Source organism: Desulforamulus profundi, from assembly GCF_002607855.1.
In genome coordinates this window covers 30,973-49,105 of sequence record NZ_AWQQ01000020.1, presented here as the reverse complement: position 1 = coordinate 49,105, position 18,133 = coordinate 30,973, and the positions used below count along the sequence as shown (strand labels likewise).

The window sequence follows — 18,133 nt, the reverse complement described above, 5'->3', positions numbered from 1 at the left end:
ATTTTAAATTGGGAGGTAAAAAATGAGCCAGAAGCTGCAAGACATTATGACACAAAAGGTTGCCACAGTAAACCCTCAGCAAACTGTGCAGGAAGCCGCACAACTTATGAGTCAACACAATGTTGGATCGATTCCCGTGGTGGAAAACGGTCAATGTGTGGGTATCATAACAGACAGGGACATCGCCCTGCGGGCTGTATCCCAGGGACAGAACCCGGCTACAACCAAAGTACAGTCGGTAATGACCACCGGCATTGTAACCGGTACGCCGCAAATGGATGTGCATGAAGCAGCCAATTTAATGGCCCAGCGTCAGATCCGCCGCCTGCCGGTGGTTGAAAACGGCCGGCTGGCCGGCATTGTGGCCCTGGGGGACCTGGCCACCCAAAACATTTACCAAAATGAGGCCGGACAGGCCCTGACGCAGATTTCCGAGCCCTCTTCTCCTACCATGTAACGTAAAAGGAATAAAAGACTCCTCTGCAAATGTAGAGGAGTCTTCTATTACCTATTAATAACGGCTGTTTCTGCTAAAGCAATCACGGCAGTAGACCGGGCGATCTCCGCTGGGACGGAAAGGTACTTCGGTTTCAACACCGCATGCCGCACAGGTGGCGGGGAACATTTCGCGCTGGGGACGGGAGTTGCGGGCAAAACCGCCGCCGTTGTTTCTTTGTTTGCGGGCTGCTCTGCACTGAGGGCAACGACCGGGGTCGTTGGCAAACCCTTTCTCAGCGTAGAACTCCTGCTCCGAAGCGGTAAAAGCAAAGTCACTACCACAGTCACGACAGGTTAAGGTTTTGTCTTGATACATTGTAAATCCTCCTCAATAAGTTATGGTGCCCGGAATGGTCTTGGGGAAATTCACTTATCTTAGTCCTCCCTTACCATCAGAGCAATTGAGAAGGATAAATGAACCTAGACCTTAGTACCTAGAGCTGATATTATTTTACCCTTTTTCACTGAAAATGTAAAACAATAAATCTCAATTGACACAATATAATCTACTGATTCCGGCGTTTTCTCTCAGTCCTGTCAACGAAGTCATCCAGCCTGCGCCCGGTAAAAATAGCGATAAAGATACAGACCACCACCAGGATGGCCAGGTCATACATGCCTACACCTAGGGCCATGCCCACTGCAGAGGTAACCCATAATTCAGCCGCAGTGGTAACCCCGTGCTTCATGCCGCCGTTTTTGCTGCTCCAAATGACACCGGCCCCCAGAAAACCAATGCCGCTGACGATTTGTGCCGTAATCCGCAAAGGGTCCGAGACACCTGTATAACCCAGCTTTTGGGCTCCGTAAATGGACACCAGCGTAATGAGAGTAGAACCTACACTCACCAGTGCAAAGGTACGGACCCCGGCTGGTTTATTATATAAAGTTCTTTCGATACCAATGAGCAAGCCTGCCACCATGGAAACAAGCACCCTCAAGTAAATTTCAGCATCAAAGCAGAACATGTATATCACCCCCCGGATTTGATATTATAATAATCTAGACCCGATTCGTCAAGAGGTGTTTTATCCCATTATTTCTGTAGAATGGGCGGCGTAAAAAATGCTATAATAAAAGGTAGCTTGCTGCTTTGTATGAATAAAAAATAAAGGACTGTGAGAAGTGAAATTACTAAAAAAAGTAGCCGTACATTCGATATCCAGAAAATCCTTCGTCAAAGTCTTTAACATGGCCTGCCGCAGCCGTTTTAGCAGAGTATTGATAAAACCCTACATCCGACTCTACAAAATAAACCGGGACGAGATCCGGCATCCCAGACATTATAAAAGCCTGACAGACTTTTTTGTGAGGGATATCTGTCCCACCTTGCGTCCTATTGCGCCCGGCGAAGATGTGGCCATCAGCCTGTGGACGGAAAAATTGTCGACCTGGGCTTTGCCAGGGAGAATAAAATCATTCTGGCCAAAAACAACACCTATTCCATCCCCGAACTGCTGTCCCACGAAGGCAGCGATTTTAAGGACGGGTATTATTTAAATATTTATTTAAGCCCCAGGAACTATCACCGCATTCATATGCCTTTTTCAGCCAGGGTCATTCAACACTGCTATGTCCCGGGGAAAGTTTTCCCTGTTAATAAGCTCGGGATTTCCACCATTAAGGACTTGTTTGCCAAAAACAGGCGCACCTGCACCATTTTTGAGACAGCGAAGGGGTATAAATTCGCTTTAGTTAAAGTGGGTGCCCTGGGTGTCGGCAAGATTGTATCCAATTACCAGGTGGGCCAGGAAATAGCCAAGGGGGATGAAATCGGTCGATTTGAGTTTGGTTCCACGGTCATTTTGTTTTTCCAAAAGAATTCTTTTCTGCCAGACAAAGGCCTGACCGCTAACATGGAAATTAAAATGGGGCAGCGAATCGGCACTTTTCAAACTTAAAATGCGGACGGGATGGCAGTAGGCCCATCCCCGTCCTTTTATTTATATCGAATCACTTAGTTCCTTTTCTGCCTGGACAATCTGGTCCTTGGTCAGACCCATTTTCAGTAATCTCAAAGTAATAGCTTCCGCCCACAGGTGGCACTTTTCATAGATTTTTTTGTATTTTTTGGCCAGGGTTTTGTTCCTCTTGGACCGGTCTTCACTGTTTGACATTAAGATGGACAGGATAAATCGACCTTTGATGGCCTCTTCCTGATTGAGGGTCAGATAATCTTTGTTCAAGAAATGGATAACATCCTGGTAATAGGCTTCAAATTCCTCATAGGATATCTCTGTCTCCATGCCCAGGTATTCCTTCATTTTCTCAAAAAACTTTTCCATCGCCATATCCCCTTCTAAAAACAATCTACAGGTAAGCTGCACGCTTTCTATTTTAAACTATCCTTTGCTTTCTGACTACCTCATTTTTAGCAGCGGGCAACAAAATTCCTGCAGGACCCTACCATGCAATATAACCAAAACTCTTGTACGGTATAAAATCAGAAAGGAGGCCGCAGCCTCCTTTTGTCTTAAGCACTGATTTCTGCTTTGTTCCTGGCGCCTCTTGCCAGCAAGCTGTGGCTGCGTCCATAGACAGCGTATACCACGATACCGATGGCCAACCAGGCAACAAACATCTTCCAGGTGATCATTGGCAGGCTGATCATGAGATAGCCGCAGAAGAAGATGGCCAGCATGGGCACCAGCGGAACTGCCGGGCAGGTGAAGGCCCTGGGCACATTGGGGTGGGTCTTCCGCAGGATTAATACAGCGACGGAAACCAGAACAAAGGCGGTTAATGTACCGATGTTTACCAGGTGTGCCAGTGTGCCGAGGGGGACCAGAGCGGAGATGGTGGCACAGGTCAGACCGGTAACCCAGGTGCTGGTATAGGGTGTCTTGTAAGTCGGGTGTACCTTGGCAAACATGCCGGGGATTAACCCGTCGCGGCTCATGGCGAAGAACAAACGGATTTGTCCGTACAGCATCACCAGCAGAACGGTTGTCATACCGCAAATGGCGCCCAGGGAGATCAAACCGGCAAACCAGTTCTGGCCGATAAAGTTCATGGCAAAGGCCACCGGAGCAGCTACGTTCAGCTGGCTGTAGGGAACGATACCGGTAAGGATTGCGGAAACCACAATGTACAAGACTGTACAGACGGCCAGCGAACCGATAATGCCAATAGGCAAGTCCTTTTTGGGGTTCTTTACTTCCTCGGCGGCGGTAGAAACTGCGTCAAAGCCCAGGTAGGCAAAGAAGATGGTTGCCGCACCGGTCATTACACCGCCGAAACCAAAGGGCATAAAGGGAGCCCAGTTGGCAGGCTTCACATACCAAACACCTACGGCAATAAAGACAAGAACCACAGCTACCTTAATAAATACCATGATATTATTTACCCTGGCGCTTTCACGAATGCCTCTGGATAACAGCCAGGTGATAAGAACAATCATCAAAAATGCAGGTAAATTAAAGACGGCACCCGGCGCACTTCCGGGAGCCCCCGACAAAGCAACGGGAAGTTTTAAGCCAAAACCGGCGATCAGGTTCTGGAAATAACCCGACCAGCCAACACCTACTGCCGAAACCGCCAGTCCGTATTCCAGGATTAAATCCCAACCAATCAACCAGGCAACCACTTCACCTAAGGTAAAATAACTGTAGGAATATACACTACCGGCAATGGGAACGGTGGAAGCAAATTCTGCATAACATAAGGCCGCAAAGACGCAGGCTAAACCTGCAACAATAAAAGATAAGACCAGTGCCGGACCTGCGTGTTCCGCCGCAGCAACCCCGGTAAGAACAAAGATGCCTGTATCAATAATGGCACCGATACCCAACAAGGTTAAATCAAGGGGGCCCAGGACTCTGTTCAGTTGTTGTTTTTTGGATGATGCTAGGAGTTCATCCAGTGACTTTTTGCGAAATAGACTCATGACGATCCTCCCTGGAGATTGTTTGACGTGTTTTATTGTACATGTTTCGCCATTACCTGTCAAAATGTTTTTTAATTAATTGGTCATTTTTCACTGTACAGATTTTGGACACATAATTAGTGAATAGACAATTTTCTGAACAATATGTAAAAAAGAGCCAAAAAATTTGGCTCTTTAGTGTTTATTTCTCAACAACTATTGTTTTTTTCACTGCCTGCTGCATGTTGTCGGACGCTTGCGCTATCAAGAGATACTGTTGGTTTTTGTCTGTGCGTTGACGTACTCTGGATGCTTTTCCGGTCCATCCTCTCATACCAGATCCGGTGCCGGTGTTTTGCATACTCCAGGTCAATCTTACCGGTAAACATGCCCGGCAATAAAGCCCTGTTTGCTTTGAATAAAAAGGCCGCCAGGTGACCCAGTATACCAAATACCAGCAGCATACTGGCCAGGGTATGAAGGTCGTTAACCCAGACCAGAAAAACAGCCGTGTAATCGATGCCGGGTAAGTTCTTGAAAACCTTAATGACACCGGTAACAATAATGATCAGCAGATTCATGCCGATGAAAGCGTAGGCCAATCTTTGTTCCGCCAAATACTTGTCACTGGCAGGTTCTTCCCTGTTCAGCAGCATGGCCTTGATAATCAGATAAGACTCCTTAAGATCACCTTTACGGGGAAGGATGTCATATTCTTTGCGCATGACATGATAAACGACATGATAGGTGACGGCTAAAATCAAGACCGCCGCAGCGAGATAATGGATCAGGATGGTGATAGAGTAATCCGCCGTCCAACCCAGACCGGGAAGGTCCGCGATCTTATAACGTTTATACATAGGCATCTGTCCAAAGCCGCTGACAATCAGTAAAAAAGTGGACAGGGCCACCGTCCAGTGAACAAACAGCACCGAAAAACCATGACGTTTAACCTTGTTTTGTTCCTTCAGGATTTTCTCATCCACCCTATTCACCACCTTTCATTTTTTGATAGGCTGTAAATCCCGCCAGCGCAGCACCGGCACCGGCGCCACCAGCATACTCAGCGCCATTCCGTTGGCAGTATCCAGGTAATTGCCCACTTTTACCGGCATTAAGGGAAAACCGGGGGCACTGGGATTGGGTTGTTGATCTCTCTGCTTTTTAAGGGCTTGATCAATTTTTTCGAAGGGCACCGGTGATACATAAAAAGTTGACGTACCCCCGTTTTCTACATCGCCGTAAATAAACCCGTCAATTTCCCGGGCACGCTCTAAAGCCGCTTGCCTCATTGCCGCCTTGCTGCCGAAAAGGATGGCTTGTTTGGGGCAGGCCTCCACACAGGCGGGCTTACCGCCGGCTTTAATCCGGTCGTAGCAGAGGTCGCACTTATACATGACCCCGGCCCCCAGATATTTGGGAGCTATTTTCATATATAAGCCAACCCCCGCCTGGCGGGCGGGTATGCCCCAGGGACAAACATCACGGCATTTGGCACCGCCCAAGCACAGGTCTTTATTAATCAGGGTGATGCCTGCCGGCGTTTTTGCCTGGGCGCCAAAGGGACACAGATTGGCACAGGGCGGGTTTTCACAATGCATGCAGCGCCGGGGAACAGCCACTTCCACCTGTTTTCCCCCGTACTCTACCTTGACCTTCTGTACAAAGGTCCAGTTATAAGGAGTTAGACGGTTGGTTAACGCCTTTTTATCCTGCCAGTCCTCTTTCTTTTTGTTGGGCCAGTAGTAATGAATTTCTTTCGACGGTACCGGGTTGGGGTATTTGGCGCCATTCTCCTGCCTGCAGGCCTGAACACATAACGGCACTTCTACCCCGGCGCAGCCATCACATTTCGATAAATCAATCAATGTCCCCACAGCTGCAGTCCTTTGTTCACCGGCCACGGAAGCAGCAGCGGGCTTCTTAAACCCATAAAGGATGGCACCGCCCGCACCCCCGGCGGCAACTGTACGTTTTATGAATTCACGCCTGGTTATACCTGACATAGTAATCCCTCCCACTCTCAATAGCAAATTCGACCCACGATACCCATACGGTATATGTATTATGCTATAAAAATAACACTTCTTAACCAATTTGTCAATGTCATCTTTATGTCTTTGTTGACTTTTTGCAATTGCAATTATAAACTGATACCATAGGGAGGTACGGTAGTACCCTAGGATGGGAGATGATGAGATGTCGCCGAATTTAGAAAACCAGGCAGAATTGCAGCAGGAACTGCTGACCCGGTTAAGGAAAATTGAGGGGCAGGTTCGCGGGGTGCAAAAGATGATTGCGGAAAATCGTTCCTGCAGCGATATCGTTATTCAGCTGGCAGCCATTAAAGCCGCTGTCAACCGTGTGGGATTTTCTGTGCTGGCCTGCCACCTGGCCAGTTCTATTGAGGAAAATATGAGCCAGGGCAAAGACCTCACCGCCTCGCTGGATGATTTTATGAGTGTGTTCAAGAAATTTTCCTAAAAAGTACAGTCAAGGGGCCTGCAGATTTCTGCAGGCCCCTTGACTTTAAAGATTCTCCGCCCATTTGACCAGCGGCAGTTCAAACTGGTGCACAAAATTTGTATCGTTTGGCCGGACACGCAGTGCGTAACCGGAAGTCCCCCGAATGAGGACGATGTTGGTTTCGTATTGGTAGACGTTGTTTTCCAGTGCCTGCACAAGTCTCATGGGCATCAAGGTTATTTTATCCAGACCGTGATCACTGACTTTGCCGTAGACCACTTCAACCACAATATCCTGGGGTTGAATGGGACCTAAGGATACCTCCGCTTGCACAAAAATCTCTGCGTCTTCCTTTAGCACCGGGGGTTGGTGGACCTGGACCGAACGGAAGGACACATGGTGCCAGTTTTCTGTCAAAAGTTTCTTAAACTCCTGTATCTGACCTGCCAGCCGGCACTGGTCCGCACTGAAGGCTTTCCCTCGCAAGGCCGCCTGGAGATAAAACCGCCGGGTATACTCCTTGACCATTCGCTCGGTGCTGAATTTCCAGGGAATGGTGGCCAAACAATCCTTCATCCGCCGCACCCATTCCCGGGGCATCCCCTCAACCCTCCGGTAATAATAAGGAACGATCACCTGTTCCAACAGGTCGAAGAGGGAGTTGGCATCTTCCCTGTCCTGAACTTCTTCATTTTCGTAGTCCCTCTCGGCCCCAACAGCAAAGCCGTTTTCACCGTTGTAGGCCTCCGGCCACCAGCCGTCCAGGATACTGCAGTTAATCACCCCGTTCACCGCTGCCTTCTGGCCGCTGGTGCCGCTGGCCTCATGGGGCCTGCGGGGAGTGTTCAGCCAAACATCCACTCCCTGCAGCAAGTGACGGGACACATTTATATCATAGTCTTCCACAAAAACAATTTTCCCTCTGAACCGCTCTTCTAAAGAGATATCGTTGACCATCTTAATCAGTTCCTGCCCGGGCAAGTCCGCCGGGTGAGCCTTGCCGGCATAGATAATTTGCACCGGGCGCTCCGGGTGATTGACCAGACGGGCTAAACGTTCCCTGTCTTTTAATAACAGGTAGGCCCTTTTATAGGTGGCAAAGCGCCGGGCAAAGCCAATGGTTAAAACATTTTTGCTTAAATAACCGGCACATTCGCGAATGAGCTCCAGGGGCTGAAAATTCCTGTCCATGCGTCGGTAAATATTGTTTTGCACAAACTTAATCATGCGTCCCTTGAGGATTTGATGTGTTTCCCACAGTTCTTGATCCGGAATGGTATACACCCTTTTCCAACGGCAGGGGTCGGAGATATTGTCGACCCAGTTTGTATCAATATATTTTTCGAACAGACCTCTCATTTCCGGGGCCACCCAGGATTCCGTATGAACCCCGTTGGTTACGGAATGAATGGGGATTTCCTCTAGAGGAATGGACGGGTACAAATGGGAAAACATCTTCTTTGTCACTTCACCATGCAGTTGGCTGACCCCGTTGGTAAAGGCAGCATGATTAAGAGCCAATCTGGTCATGTTAAATCCTTGGCGCCCCTGATCCCAGCCAGGGCCATAAAACCGTCACGGTCTGTTTTTACTTCTTCATACAAGTACCCCAGGTACCGGTCGATCATATCTGCACTGAAAACATCGTGGCCGGCAGGTACCGGCGTGTGGGTGGTAAAAATGGTACTGGCCCGAACCGCTTCCAGGGCGGTGGGTAAGGACAGCCCGCCCTGCACCCATTCCCTGATTCGCTCCAGGATAATAAAGGCGGCATGGCCTTCATTAATGTGCCAGGCCGTAGGGGAGATGCCCAGCTGCCTGAGGGCTTTGACTCCGCCGATGCCTAAAATAATTTCCTGGCAGATGCGGGTGTCCTGATCTCCCCCGTAAAGTTTGGAAGTAAGCAGCCGGTCTTCCCGGCTGTTTTGCGCCAGGTCGGTATCCAGGAAATAAATGACCACCCGGCCCACCTGCAGCTGCCATACCTTTACAAAGACATCCCGGCCCGGCAGGCGGACGGTGATAATGACATGGCCGCCGTCCGGATGAGTGGCAGGAGTTACGGTCATTTCATTAAAGTCCATAAAGGAATAATGGGCTTCCTGCCAGCCTTCCCGGTTAACGCGCTGGCAAAAATAGCCCTGTTTATAAAGAATGCCCACTCCTACAAAGGGCAATCCCAGGTCGCTGGCCGACTTGCAGTGATCCCCGGCTAAAAGCCCCAACCCGCCGCTGTAAACCGGATTGGATTCATGCACCCCAAATTCTGCTGAAAAGTAAGCAACTAACTGGTCAGTTTGTTCGGGATAGGTCCTCTGGTACCAGGTTTGCCCTTGCATGTATGTATCCAAATCCGACATCACCCGGTTATAAGTCTCCAGATACTCCGGATCAACGGCAGCTTTTTGCAGTTTATCGCCCTCTATGTACAATAAAAATTTAACGGGGTTATGATTGACTTCCTCCCACAGAACAGCATCCATTCTGCTAAACAGCAGCTCCGCCTCCGGATGCCAGCTGAACCAGAGATTCCTGGCCAGTTCTTTTAACCGGTGAATGGATTCAGGCAGTTCAGGAATCACTGATATGGTACGATAGGAATACATTTCACACCTCCACTTTTCTTAGCAAAAAATTAACGTACGGTTTATTATTATGAATTTGTCTAAGATTTTAACACATGTAGATTATTTTTAGTATATTTATATTGTTAAAATTTATTAATTAGCCTTTCCACTCCCAGGAAGGTTAAAATGGCCCTCATGTACCGGTCACCGAATTCAAATTCTTTGGCCGGTCCCTGTGAGAATACCCCACCCCGCGCTTGAATATAGACAGCTTTCTTATCCACTCATGATGGCTCCCATAATCCCTCCCACCAGTCCATTTTTAATCGGTGCGGAAATTCTCATTGTAATCCCCCTTATGTTTATTTTATCAATAATTGATATATCAAATATATTGTCAAAAAATTATTGCAGATTGGCCGTCAGTTTATTTAATAGCCTTTTTAATAATGTTACTTCTTCCGGACTGAAACCCATAAGGGCTTCTTCGATAATAATCTTTTAAATTAAAGACCAAAATCCGGGCCGATTTTTCTATTCACAAGATGACTCACGAGGTAAATAAAAGGTCTATTCCTCTACAAAAAGCTTTTTCACCAGGACATCGATCTCCGCCCTGCGCTTTTCCGTTTCATGCCTGTCAATCATCACTTGAAACTTCAATACATCTCCCTCCCGGGCATATTCCGGTAAAAGCTTGCGCGGGAAATTAAAGGTGGTACGGCCTTCAAATTCCACCACAGCCCAATCTCCTTCAAATCGATCAATGATGCAGAGCCTGTCCAATTGATCACCCATATTTCGCACACCTCCCTTTCTTATTTTAACCGCTGCCTTATTATTATTTCATACTTTTACCAATTTTTTTTAAGGAAAGGGTCCTGTGGCATACACGATAAAACCCCGGTTTTTCCGGGGTTTTATTGTTTACAAACTTTTCCCTGTTACTCCTTGATCTCTTTTTTATCGAGGTTTTGGGCATCTGACAGGCACTGGTCCTGATCCGGTTGAATAACCACCACTTTATACTCTTTCATGGTTATCCCTCCCTTTTTTCCATTATATTTCACAGGGGAGGTCAATAATCCTCTGCCCGGGGCATTACGTTTTGGTGACAATTGTCTGACAAAATAGATCGGGTTTTAATAACCCGATCCTTTGGCTTCCGCTTGGTAAGGTTTTTCGTCTTTGCTCTTTTCCCGGGCAGAGACCACCAGCATCGCCCCGGCCAAAACCGCTGCGCCGCCCAGAATTTGCAGCCAGGTGAGCCGTTCCTGGAATAACATGGCGGAAAACCCGATGGTGATCAGGGGTTCAATCATGCTCAAAATGGATGCTCTGGTGGAACCGATGAGTTCCAAGCCCCGGAAAAAGGTAAAGATGGCCAGAACGGTGCAGCACAGCGCCACTCCCGCTACCGCCAGCCAGGCCTGGGTGGTCAGGTCAAACCTCAGGGTGTCGGTGGCAAGGCCAATGATAAGAAGAGATATCGCGGCAAACAGGCAAATGAAAGCACTGGTTACCAGGGCCGGGGATTTTTTCAACACCCTGTTGCCTAGTACGATATAGCAGCAGTAAACCAACCCGGCCCCCAGGGCCAGCAGGACACCGGTTAGGTTGATGTCCCCGAAGGAGGTCCCCAATACCAGGGTCAGACCCGCCAGGGAAAGGGCAATGGAAAAAACAATTTGTTTGGACAGTATTTCTTTGTCAACCAGCGAAGATGCAATGGCCACAAAAACCGGGTAAATGTAAAAAATCAACACGGCCAGGGAAGCCGGTATGAATTTCACCGATGAAAAATACAAGTTGGACTGGAGTGTATAGATCACCCCGCCCATCAGCACAAGGTATTTTATACTGGGCCCATCAACGGAAATTTTTCTCTCTTTCATCAAGATATAAGCAAAGAAACACAGGGCCGCCAGGGTAAACCGGAAAAACAACAGCGTTGTGACCGTTGCCCCTCCTTGATAGGCATATAAAGCAAAGATAGGAATCATGCCAAAACCGGCGGCGGATAAAAAGACCAGCACCACACCCAGATAAAATGGATTCAACTGTTTCACCTGCTTCAGATTTTATTTATCTTATTCGGCTGCCTGAACATTTACCACCGTTCCGCCGGTCACCGCCTGAAGCTGTTCAAAGGTAATGGGCAGGGCCGAACGGGGAGACCCGGCAGCGGCATAAACGATATCAAAACGTTTCATAGACTCGTCCAGGAAGATCGGCAAATCCTGCTTCAGGTCAAAGGGGCAGACACCGCCAACCCGAAACCCGGTGACTTCCTCCACCTCTTCGGGCGTTGCCATCTTGGGTTTGCCCCCCAGCAGGGTTTTGACCTTTTTTAAGTTGACCCGCACATCACCGGCCGTAACAAACAGGCCGAATTGATCCTTGGCACGAAACAAAATGGATTTGGCAATCTGGGCCGGCTCTACTCCTAAAACCTGCGCCGCTTCCTCCACCGTGCTGGTGCTTTCAGCAAATTCAACGGGCTCCAAATGAACATCATACTTTTTCACATACTGCCGTACACGGTTAACAGGCATGTCAAAACACTCCTTCCGTTCTACTTTATGCAGAAAACCGGGGCCTGTATCCCCGGTTGATATTCATTCAAATAAGAATGATATTTTTAGGATTCTACAATGCCGCCATACTTCCTGCTTGATTTTGCTATCTATAAATTTAAAATCTATCCCTCCCCACGTTGTTTTAAACGCTGACAGGGTAATAATTTCCATTTTATTGCCTAAACAGGGACACAATTAAACCTGCAGACATATGTTGGTAAAGAGAACTCTTTAACTCTAAAAAAGCCGGAGGAGGGAGGTTTAAGCAAAGTAAAGTAAAGGAAAGGAAGATGCATAATGTCAGATGTGGGAGCATTAGGACTCCTCTTTGCCATCAGTAGTCTTACTATAATGATAACCTTTATTGCCCTGGGCGGACTTTATCTCCTGTTCAGCTATGGCCTTTACCGGCTGGCTGACAGGGCCGGTGTTCAAAACAGCTGGTTGGCCTTCATTCCTTTTGTTCAGTACTATACAATGGGTAAAGTGATTAAGGAAGTAAGGATCTGCAATTTCGTAATACCGCACCTGGAATGGGTGCTGCTGCTTGCACCCGTTGTTTACGCAATCCTGGCCCAGATTCCCTTTGCCAATATCCTGGCGGGCGTTGCCTGTTTCCTTTTCTATGTTATTGTAACCTATCATCTCTTTAAGAAATACAGTCAAAATGCGGTACTCATGACCGTTATCGGTTTACTTCTCCCCTTTATGTACGCCGTCTTTGTGTTTGCCATCCGCAACAACGCCCCACTAAAAGTTAAAACCCTTAACGGGGTTATGTCATGACCGAACTCCCCTCCGGCCAAAAGAACTCAGGCTCCCAGGGCCTGAGTTTCTTTTTTCCATTAATTAGAATTCATTTGAAAACTGCTGGAGCAAACCCTCCCGTTTTTTCATGTTCATCAGGATTTGTAACCTGGCCACTCTCCAGCAATTGTTTATTTGAAGAAACCATAGTCTTTATACCCATAGCAAGTGTCCCATAACTGCCTTAGTTTGATCAGAAAGCCGCAAGAATTAATACATATTAAATGTTTTTTATACAGAAACTACATAGGAAAACAAAAATGAAGAGGTGGAATAAACATTGCCCGAAAATAAGGTGGATCAAAATATCTCAGCGAAGATTGATGCGTTGGTGGAAAACGCCAGGCAGGCCCAGGAAGAATATCTCCGCCTGGGCCAGGAACAGGTGGATAACATCGTGAAAGCAATGGCACTGGCGGGTCTGAACAAGCATATGGAACTGGCCAGGATGGCAGTGGAGGACACCACACGGGGCGTCTACGAAGATAAAATTACTAAGAACATTTTTGCCTCCGAAGAAGTTTACCACAGCATTAAATACCAGCGAACCGTAGGGATTATAAATGAGAATACCGAAGAGCATTTTCTGGAAGTGGCAGAGCCCATTGGAGTGGTGGCGGCCGTGATTCCGGTAACCAACCCCACTTCCACAACCATGTTTAAAGCCCTGATCTGTGCCAAGACCCGCAACCCGGTTATTTTCAGTTTTCACCCCGGTGCACTAAAATGCAGTATTGCCGCAGCCAAAGTCATGCTGGAAGCAGCTATCGCCGCCGGTGCCCCCAGGCACTGCATCGGCTGGATTGAACAGCCCTCTGTGGAGGCCACCCAACAACTAATGGTCCATCCGGGTGTGTCTCTAATTTTAGCCACCGGTGGTTCCAAATTGGTTTGTGCCGCCTATAGCTCCGGCAAACCGGCCCTGGGTGTAGGCCCGGGTAACGTGCCCTGTTACATAGAAAAAACGGCTAATATTCGCCGGGCGGTGACAGACTTGATTTTAAGTAAAACCTTTGATAACGGCATGATTTGCGCATCGGAACAGGCAGTTATCATTGACCGGGAGATCGCCGAACCAACCATTGCCTATATGAAGGAGAACGGCTGTTACTTTTTATCTCCTTCGGAAATAGAGCAGTTAAACCGGGTGGCCATCGACCACGATGCCGGCTTTATAGACCCCCAGATCGTTGGACAACCGGCTACCCGTATTGCTGAGATGTCAGGCCTTTCAGTACCCGGTGGCACCAAAATCCTGGTGGCGCCCCTGGAGGGAGTGGGGACCAATTATCCCCTGTCCATGGAAAAACTTTCCCCCATCCTGGCCCTTTATATTGTAAACAGTACCGACGAGGGCTTGCAACGCTGCCAGGAAATGTTGGAGTTCGGTGGCTTGGGGCACTCGGCGGTAATCCATTCGGAGGACCAGCAAGTCATTAAGCGATTTTCGCAAGTGATTCGGGCCGGGCGCATTATCGTTAATTCTCCCAGCACCCACGGGGCCATCGGGGATATCTACAATACAAACGTACCTTCCTTGACACTTGGCTGCGGCTCTATGGGACGTAACTCCACCACTGCCAACGTCAGTGTACAAAACCTGATTAACATTAAAAGGGTGGCCCTGCGCAAGGAAAAGTTACAGTGGTTCCGGGTACCTGAACGTATTTACTTTATGCCCGGTTCTATCCAATACCTGACCAAAATGCCTGACATACGGAAGGCTCTGATCGTAACGGACAAGGCCATGAACGATCTGGGATATGTGGAGCGGGTTGTTTATCATCTGCGGAAACGACAAAACAGCGTCCAAATTGAGGTCTTTGACCGGGTGGAACCGGACCCACCCATTGAAATTGTCAACCTGGGCGTTGAACTGATGGAAAAGTTTAATCCGGATACGCTTATCGCCCTGGGAGGCGGGTCTGTCATCGATACTGCCAAAGGCATGTGGTTGTTATACGAGTATCCGGAGATGAAATTTGAGTTTCTCAAGTTAAAGTTTCTGGACATCCGCAAGCGGACCTACAAATATCCTAAACTGGGCCGGCAGGTTAAGATGGTGGCAGTGCCTACCACCAGTGGGAGTGGGTCGGAAATCACCGCCTTTACGGTGATCTCCGATAAACAGAAAAAGATTAAATATCCCCTGGCCGATTACGAACTGACGCCGGATGTAGCCATTATTGACAGTGATTTTGTTATGTCCGTGCCGCCCAAGGTAACTGCGGATACCGGTATCGATGTGCTAACTCACGCCATTGAGGCGTACGTGGCCGTGATGGCTTCAGATTATACCGATGGCCTGGCTTTAAAAGCAATTGAACTGGTCTTTGCATACTTGCCCAGGGCCTACAAGGACGGTCAGGACAAAAAGGCCCGGCTGAAGATGCATAACGCCTCCGCCATCGCCGGCATGGCCTTTACCAATGCCTTCCTGGGGATTAACCATAGTTTGGCCCATATTCTGGGGGCCAAATTTGGGTTGTCTCACGGCCGGGCAAACGGGGTACTGATGCCTTACGTGATTGAATACAATGCCAGCTACCCCAGTAAATTTGCATCCTTCCCTAATTACGAATATTACGTGGCCCCTGAAAAGTACCGGCAAATTGCACAGTACCTGGGGCTTCCCGGCAAGACGGTAGAAGAGGGGGTCCGGAGCCTCGTCTCTGCCATCCGTGATTTAATGAAACAATTGGATATCCCTTTGACCATTGCCGACTGCGGCATACCAAGGGAATCCTTTGAGTCCGCTATTCCGGAGATGGCTGAGCGAGCCTTTGAAGACCAGTGCACCACCTCCAACCCACGAATGCCTTTAATTGAAGAGCTGCAAGAGATCTATCGGCGGGCTTACGGTAAGGAAAAACAGCTGTTCTAATTAAAGAACAGCTACCCCCTGAACAAAACTTTGTCCCGGGTACCAGGGGTAAACCGGGACTGTAGATCCCGAATCAGGTTTCTTTCCAGGTGTCATAAGCGATAATGGTCGTTAAAACATGAAATTTGAGCTACGCGCTTTGTAAGGTCGGCATCAGGGGTACCACACACGAGGGTAACAAAAAACTTTAGGATAGAATAATCACTTCCAGCAGTAAAACCAGTGAGCTTAATAACCCTGATATGCCCCGCCCACCACAGGGAGCCGATAGGCCTCCGGTACCTATCGTTAAACCTGCTTCCCGGACCGCATCTAATATGGTTTGACCGGTTTCTGCCCGAACGCTGCAGCCGCCGGTTTAAAGGGCACAGCCAGAGAAAACACATTATTGGCAGCCTGCTTCTATGCCTAGCGAGAAAGTTTTTTACTATTTAGCGGGAATTCTAACGGTTGTAGACACACCGTTTCCATCATTTTTTAAGGTCACTTGTCCATGATATATTTTTAGTATTCGCTGCACAATGGTCAGTCCCAGGCCAAACTTACCTTCTCGCCCTTTCTGGAAAGGCAGGAATATCTGATTTAAAATATGGGGTTCAATCCGGGAACCGTCATTCCAGAAATTGAGAACCACTTCCGCTTGCTCACTGTTTACCTGAAGGGTAATCGTAAGGATTGACACAGCATAACGCAGGTGATTATCCAATAGGTTTTCAATCATAGCCCGCAGGGTTTCCTCATCACCCTTAATCATTACCGGCTGCAGGTCTAACTGCCAGGTGATTTCAGGACGTTGTAGGTTTAACCTCTGGACAATTTTCTCAATTAACTTGTCTAGATTTACATTCTCATGAACCGGATCTTTGGTTGCCAGGTAATCCAGGCGGGTTAAATAAAGCAGTTGTTTAATCAGCTTTTCCAGGCGTTCCCCTTCCTCGTCGATTACCTGTATGCTGCCGTTCAAATCACCTTTCGGGTAGATCCCGTCGTGCATGGCCTGGGCATAGCTGCGGATAACCATGACCGGGGTTTTCAGTTCATGGGAGATATTTTGCAAAATGGATTGCTGCGTTTCGTCCTGCTGGATTAGCTGCTGGCGCATGGCATCAATAGATGTCGCCAGATTGCCTATTTCGTCACTTCGTTTTATATCGAGGGGTTCATGCCAGTTGCGGTTGGCGATACGCTTTACATGCTGTTCCATTATGGTAAGGGGTCGGGTTAGGTAGCGCACAATTAATAAGGAAACAAACCAGCTAACCACCAAAGCAAGCCCTACATACAACATCATGTTAAACAACAGAGATCTAACAAATAGATCCTCTTCCGGTTTCCTTAAAAACATAACCTGATACAGAGGGCGCCCGTACGCCATGTCTTTTCCTATTACGTAGCGAATATGGACCTGGCTGCTGGTACTTTCATAGAATTGTTTAGGTGACTGTTGGGATTCGGCATTTTTCTTTATTTCATTTAAGAAAGACACGGGAAATGCTTGCTGGGCATTTGATGGCAGGGTTGTTCCGTCTTCCAGCATAATAAAGCTGCGTATATGAAATCCACGGCTATTAAGCGGTTCTACGATTTTATTTTTAGATTGCGCCTCGGGTGGCTCCATTAAGTTATCTCTAAAAAAATTGCGGATTAAGGGGGGCGTCATGAGCAATACAACCAGGTATAATAATAAGCTAACCAGGGAAAGGCCCAGCCAGATTTTCACAGTCAGCGAGAGATTTTTCATCTGGCCGTCATCCTGTATCCATAGCCGTAAATAGTTTCAATGCGTAGATCGGGCAGCTTTTTTCTTAACCGCCGTACCAGGTCATCCACGGACCGGTCAGTACCAACATAGTCCTCTCCCCATACATAGTTGATAATTTGAACCCTGGATAGGGCCTGCCCCTTGTGTTTGGCAAACAATAGAGCCAGATCATATTCCTTTGACGTTAATTCAATCATCTCCCTGTCTTTATGAATTTCACGTTTACCTTCGTCCAGAATGTAGGGGGCTAGATTAACGATAGAGATGAAGTTTTCCGGCTCATTTGACTTGTTGTATACCCGTTCAAGAACCCGGTGCGTGCGAATAACCAGTTCCCTGGGGAGGAATGGTTTTGCCAGGTAGTCATCACTTCCCATTTCCAGGCCCATGACACGATCAATATCAGCATCCCGGGCGGATATAAAGATGACTGGGACGTCCGGTGACTCTTCTTTAATGCGACGAAGAATCTGGTAGCCATCGATATCGGGAAGCATAATATCCAGAATCCAGAGATGCGGTCGCAGTGCAATGGCTAGAAGGCAGATTCCCCGTCAATAAAAGGCCGTACCTCCCAACCTTCTTTTTCCAAATAGGACGTTAATACTTGACTCAGATTTATTTCATCTTCAACCAGGAAAATACGAAACAAGCTCAACCCCCCTTATCCGCCTCTGTGTCAGTATATCAAAAATCCAGACTCCC

At 47.9% G+C, this 18,133-nt stretch carries 16 protein-coding genes and 2 pseudogenes; 5 read left to right on the top strand and 13 right to left on the bottom strand.

The genetic code is table 11. The annotated features are described in order from the left end of the window. Positions 1 to 22 precede the first annotated feature (22 nt). Positions 23 to 457, top strand: coding sequence for a CBS domain-containing protein (locus P378_RS02950; protein ID WP_099082217.1), 435 nt, complete (start codon positions 23 to 25; stop codon positions 455 to 457). A 54-nt stretch (positions 458 to 511) separates the two neighbouring features. Here the strand turns inward: P378_RS02950 and P378_RS02945 are convergent, their stop codons facing one another. Both P378_RS02945 and P378_RS02940 read right to left on the bottom strand, forming a co-directional pair. Beyond that, entirely contained in the window at positions 512 to 814 is a 303-nt protein-coding gene (locus P378_RS02945; RefSeq protein ID WP_099082216.1) for a zinc-ribbon domain containing protein, read from the bottom strand. 190 nt (positions 815 to 1,004) lie between these two features. Further along, positions 1,005 to 1,466: an MgtC/SapB family protein gene (locus P378_RS02940; RefSeq protein ID WP_099082215.1), complete on the bottom strand. Its 462-nt coding sequence runs from the start codon at positions 1,464 to 1,466 to the stop codon at positions 1,005 to 1,007. 402 nt (positions 1,467 to 1,868) lie between these two features. Here P378_RS02940 and P378_RS02935 point away from each other — a divergent pair, with 402 nt between their 5' ends. Continuing rightward, the gene (locus tag P378_RS02935; RefSeq protein ID WP_238472805.1) at positions 1,869 to 2,399 is read left to right on the top strand and encodes a phosphatidylserine decarboxylase; all 531 of its coding nucleotides are present in this window, start codon (positions 1,869 to 1,871) and stop codon (positions 2,397 to 2,399) included. Between the two features lie 42 nt (positions 2,400 to 2,441). Here the strand turns inward: P378_RS02935 and P378_RS02930 are convergent, their stop codons facing one another. The 4 genes from P378_RS02930 to P378_RS02915 all read right to left on the bottom strand — a co-directional run bounded on the left by P378_RS02930 (position 2,442) and on the right by P378_RS02915 (position 6,369). Beyond that, on the bottom strand, positions 2,442 to 2,783 hold the full coding sequence (locus tag P378_RS02930; RefSeq protein ID WP_099082214.1) for a hypothetical protein: 342 nt from the start codon (positions 2,781 to 2,783) through the stop codon (positions 2,442 to 2,444). A 188-nt stretch (positions 2,784 to 2,971) separates the two neighbouring features. After that, positions 2,972 to 4,384, bottom strand: a complete 1,413-nt coding sequence (locus P378_RS02925) for a branched-chain amino acid transporter BcaP (RefSeq protein ID WP_099082213.1) — start codon at positions 4,382 to 4,384, stop codon at positions 2,972 to 2,974. A 188-nt stretch (positions 4,385 to 4,572) separates the two neighbouring features. Then, complete coding sequence (locus P378_RS02920) at positions 4,573 to 5,349, bottom strand: formate dehydrogenase subunit gamma (protein ID WP_099082212.1); 777 nt, start codon at positions 5,347 to 5,349, stop codon at positions 4,573 to 4,575. A gap of 15 nt (positions 5,350 to 5,364) precedes the next feature. After that, entirely contained in the window at positions 5,365 to 6,369 is a 1,005-nt protein-coding gene (locus P378_RS02915) for a 4Fe-4S dicluster domain-containing protein (RefSeq protein WP_238472804.1), read from the bottom strand. A 193-nt stretch (positions 6,370 to 6,562) separates the two neighbouring features. Between P378_RS02915 and P378_RS02910 the strand changes: the two genes are divergently transcribed. Further along, complete coding sequence (locus tag P378_RS02910; protein WP_099082211.1) at positions 6,563 to 6,847, top strand: metal-sensitive transcriptional regulator; 285 nt, start codon at positions 6,563 to 6,565, stop codon at positions 6,845 to 6,847. Positions 6,848 to 6,892: 45 nt separating this feature from the next. Here P378_RS02910 and glgP read toward each other — a convergent pair. The 5 genes and pseudogenes from glgP to P378_RS02885 all read right to left on the bottom strand — a co-directional run bounded on the left by glgP (position 6,893) and on the right by P378_RS02885 (position 11,951). Then, positions 6,893 to 9,435, bottom strand: a pseudogene (gene glgP, locus P378_RS02905) (alpha-glucan family phosphorylase). 104 nt (positions 9,436 to 9,539) lie between these two features. Then, entirely contained in the window at positions 9,540 to 9,680 is a 141-nt protein-coding gene (locus tag P378_RS02900; protein WP_207653985.1) for a hypothetical protein, read from the bottom strand. Positions 9,681 to 9,966: 286 nt separating this feature from the next. After that, positions 9,967 to 10,194 carry a DUF3006 domain-containing protein gene (locus P378_RS02895; RefSeq protein ID WP_099082210.1) on the bottom strand — a complete coding sequence of 76 codons (228 nt, stop codon included), beginning with the start codon at positions 10,192 to 10,194 and terminating at the stop codon, positions 9,967 to 9,969. A 344-nt stretch (positions 10,195 to 10,538) separates the two neighbouring features. Further along, positions 10,539 to 11,456 (bottom strand): DMT family transporter, encoded by a 918-nt coding sequence (locus P378_RS02890; RefSeq protein WP_099082209.1) that lies wholly within the window; start codon positions 11,454 to 11,456, stop codon positions 10,539 to 10,541. Between the two features lie 30 nt (positions 11,457 to 11,486). Further along, complete coding sequence (locus P378_RS02885) at positions 11,487 to 11,951, bottom strand: YbaK/EbsC family protein (protein WP_099082208.1); 465 nt, start codon at positions 11,949 to 11,951, stop codon at positions 11,487 to 11,489. 321 nt (positions 11,952 to 12,272) lie between these two features. Between P378_RS02885 and P378_RS02880 the strand changes: the two genes are divergently transcribed. Both P378_RS02880 and adhE read left to right on the top strand, forming a co-directional pair. Continuing rightward, positions 12,273 to 12,761, top strand: coding sequence for a hypothetical protein (locus tag P378_RS02880; RefSeq protein WP_099082207.1), 489 nt, complete (start codon positions 12,273 to 12,275; stop codon positions 12,759 to 12,761). Positions 12,762 to 13,062: 301 nt separating this feature from the next. Beyond that, positions 13,063 to 15,666, top strand: a complete 2,604-nt coding sequence (gene adhE, locus P378_RS02875) for a bifunctional acetaldehyde-CoA/alcohol dehydrogenase (protein WP_099082206.1) — start codon at positions 13,063 to 13,065, stop codon at positions 15,664 to 15,666. A 427-nt stretch (positions 15,667 to 16,093) separates the two neighbouring features. On the opposite strand, the gene P378_RS02870 is transcribed toward adhE, so the two are convergent. Together P378_RS02870 and P378_RS02865 are read right to left on the bottom strand one after the other, a co-directional pair. Continuing rightward, entirely contained in the window at positions 16,094 to 17,407 is a 1,314-nt protein-coding gene (locus tag P378_RS02870) for a HAMP domain-containing sensor histidine kinase (protein WP_099082205.1), read from the bottom strand. Further along, a pseudogene (locus tag P378_RS02865) lies at positions 17,404 to 18,080 on the bottom strand (response regulator transcription factor). The gene P378_RS02870 and the pseudogene P378_RS02865 overlap by 4 nt, the downstream one beginning before the upstream one ends. Positions 18,081 to 18,133 lie beyond the last annotated feature (53 nt).

Coding starts and splice junctions, on each gene's coding strand:
- P378_RS02945 (WP_099082216.1), bottom strand. CDS start 814: ATGTATCAAGACAAAACCTTAACCTGTCGTGACTGTGGTAGTGACTTT.
- P378_RS02915 (WP_238472804.1), bottom strand. CDS start 6,369: ATGTCAGGTATAACCAGGCGTGAATTCATAAAACGTACAGTTGCCGCC.
- P378_RS02910 (WP_099082211.1), top strand. CDS start 6,563: ATGTCGCCGAATTTAGAAAACCAGGCAGAATTGCAGCAGGAACTGCTG.
- P378_RS02930 (WP_099082214.1), bottom strand. CDS start 2,783: ATGGAAAAGTTTTTTGAGAAAATGAAGGAATACCTGGGCATGGAGACA.
- P378_RS02880 (WP_099082207.1), top strand. CDS start 12,273: ATGTCAGATGTGGGAGCATTAGGACTCCTCTTTGCCATCAGTAGTCTT.
- P378_RS02885 (WP_099082208.1), bottom strand. CDS start 11,951: ATGCCTGTTAACCGTGTACGGCAGTATGTGAAAAAGTATGATGTTCAT.
- P378_RS02950 (WP_099082217.1), top strand. CDS start 23: ATGAGCCAGAAGCTGCAAGACATTATGACACAAAAGGTTGCCACAGTA.
- P378_RS02895 (WP_099082210.1), bottom strand. CDS start 10,194: ATGGGTGATCAATTGGACAGGCTCTGCATCATTGATCGATTTGAAGGA.
- P378_RS02870 (WP_099082205.1), bottom strand. CDS start 17,407: ATGAAAAATCTCTCGCTGACTGTGAAAATCTGGCTGGGCCTTTCCCTG.
- P378_RS02940 (WP_099082215.1), bottom strand. CDS start 1,466: ATGTTCTGCTTTGATGCTGAAATTTACTTGAGGGTGCTTGTTTCCATG.
- P378_RS02925 (WP_099082213.1), bottom strand. CDS start 4,384: ATGAGTCTATTTCGCAAAAAGTCACTGGATGAACTCCTAGCATCATCC.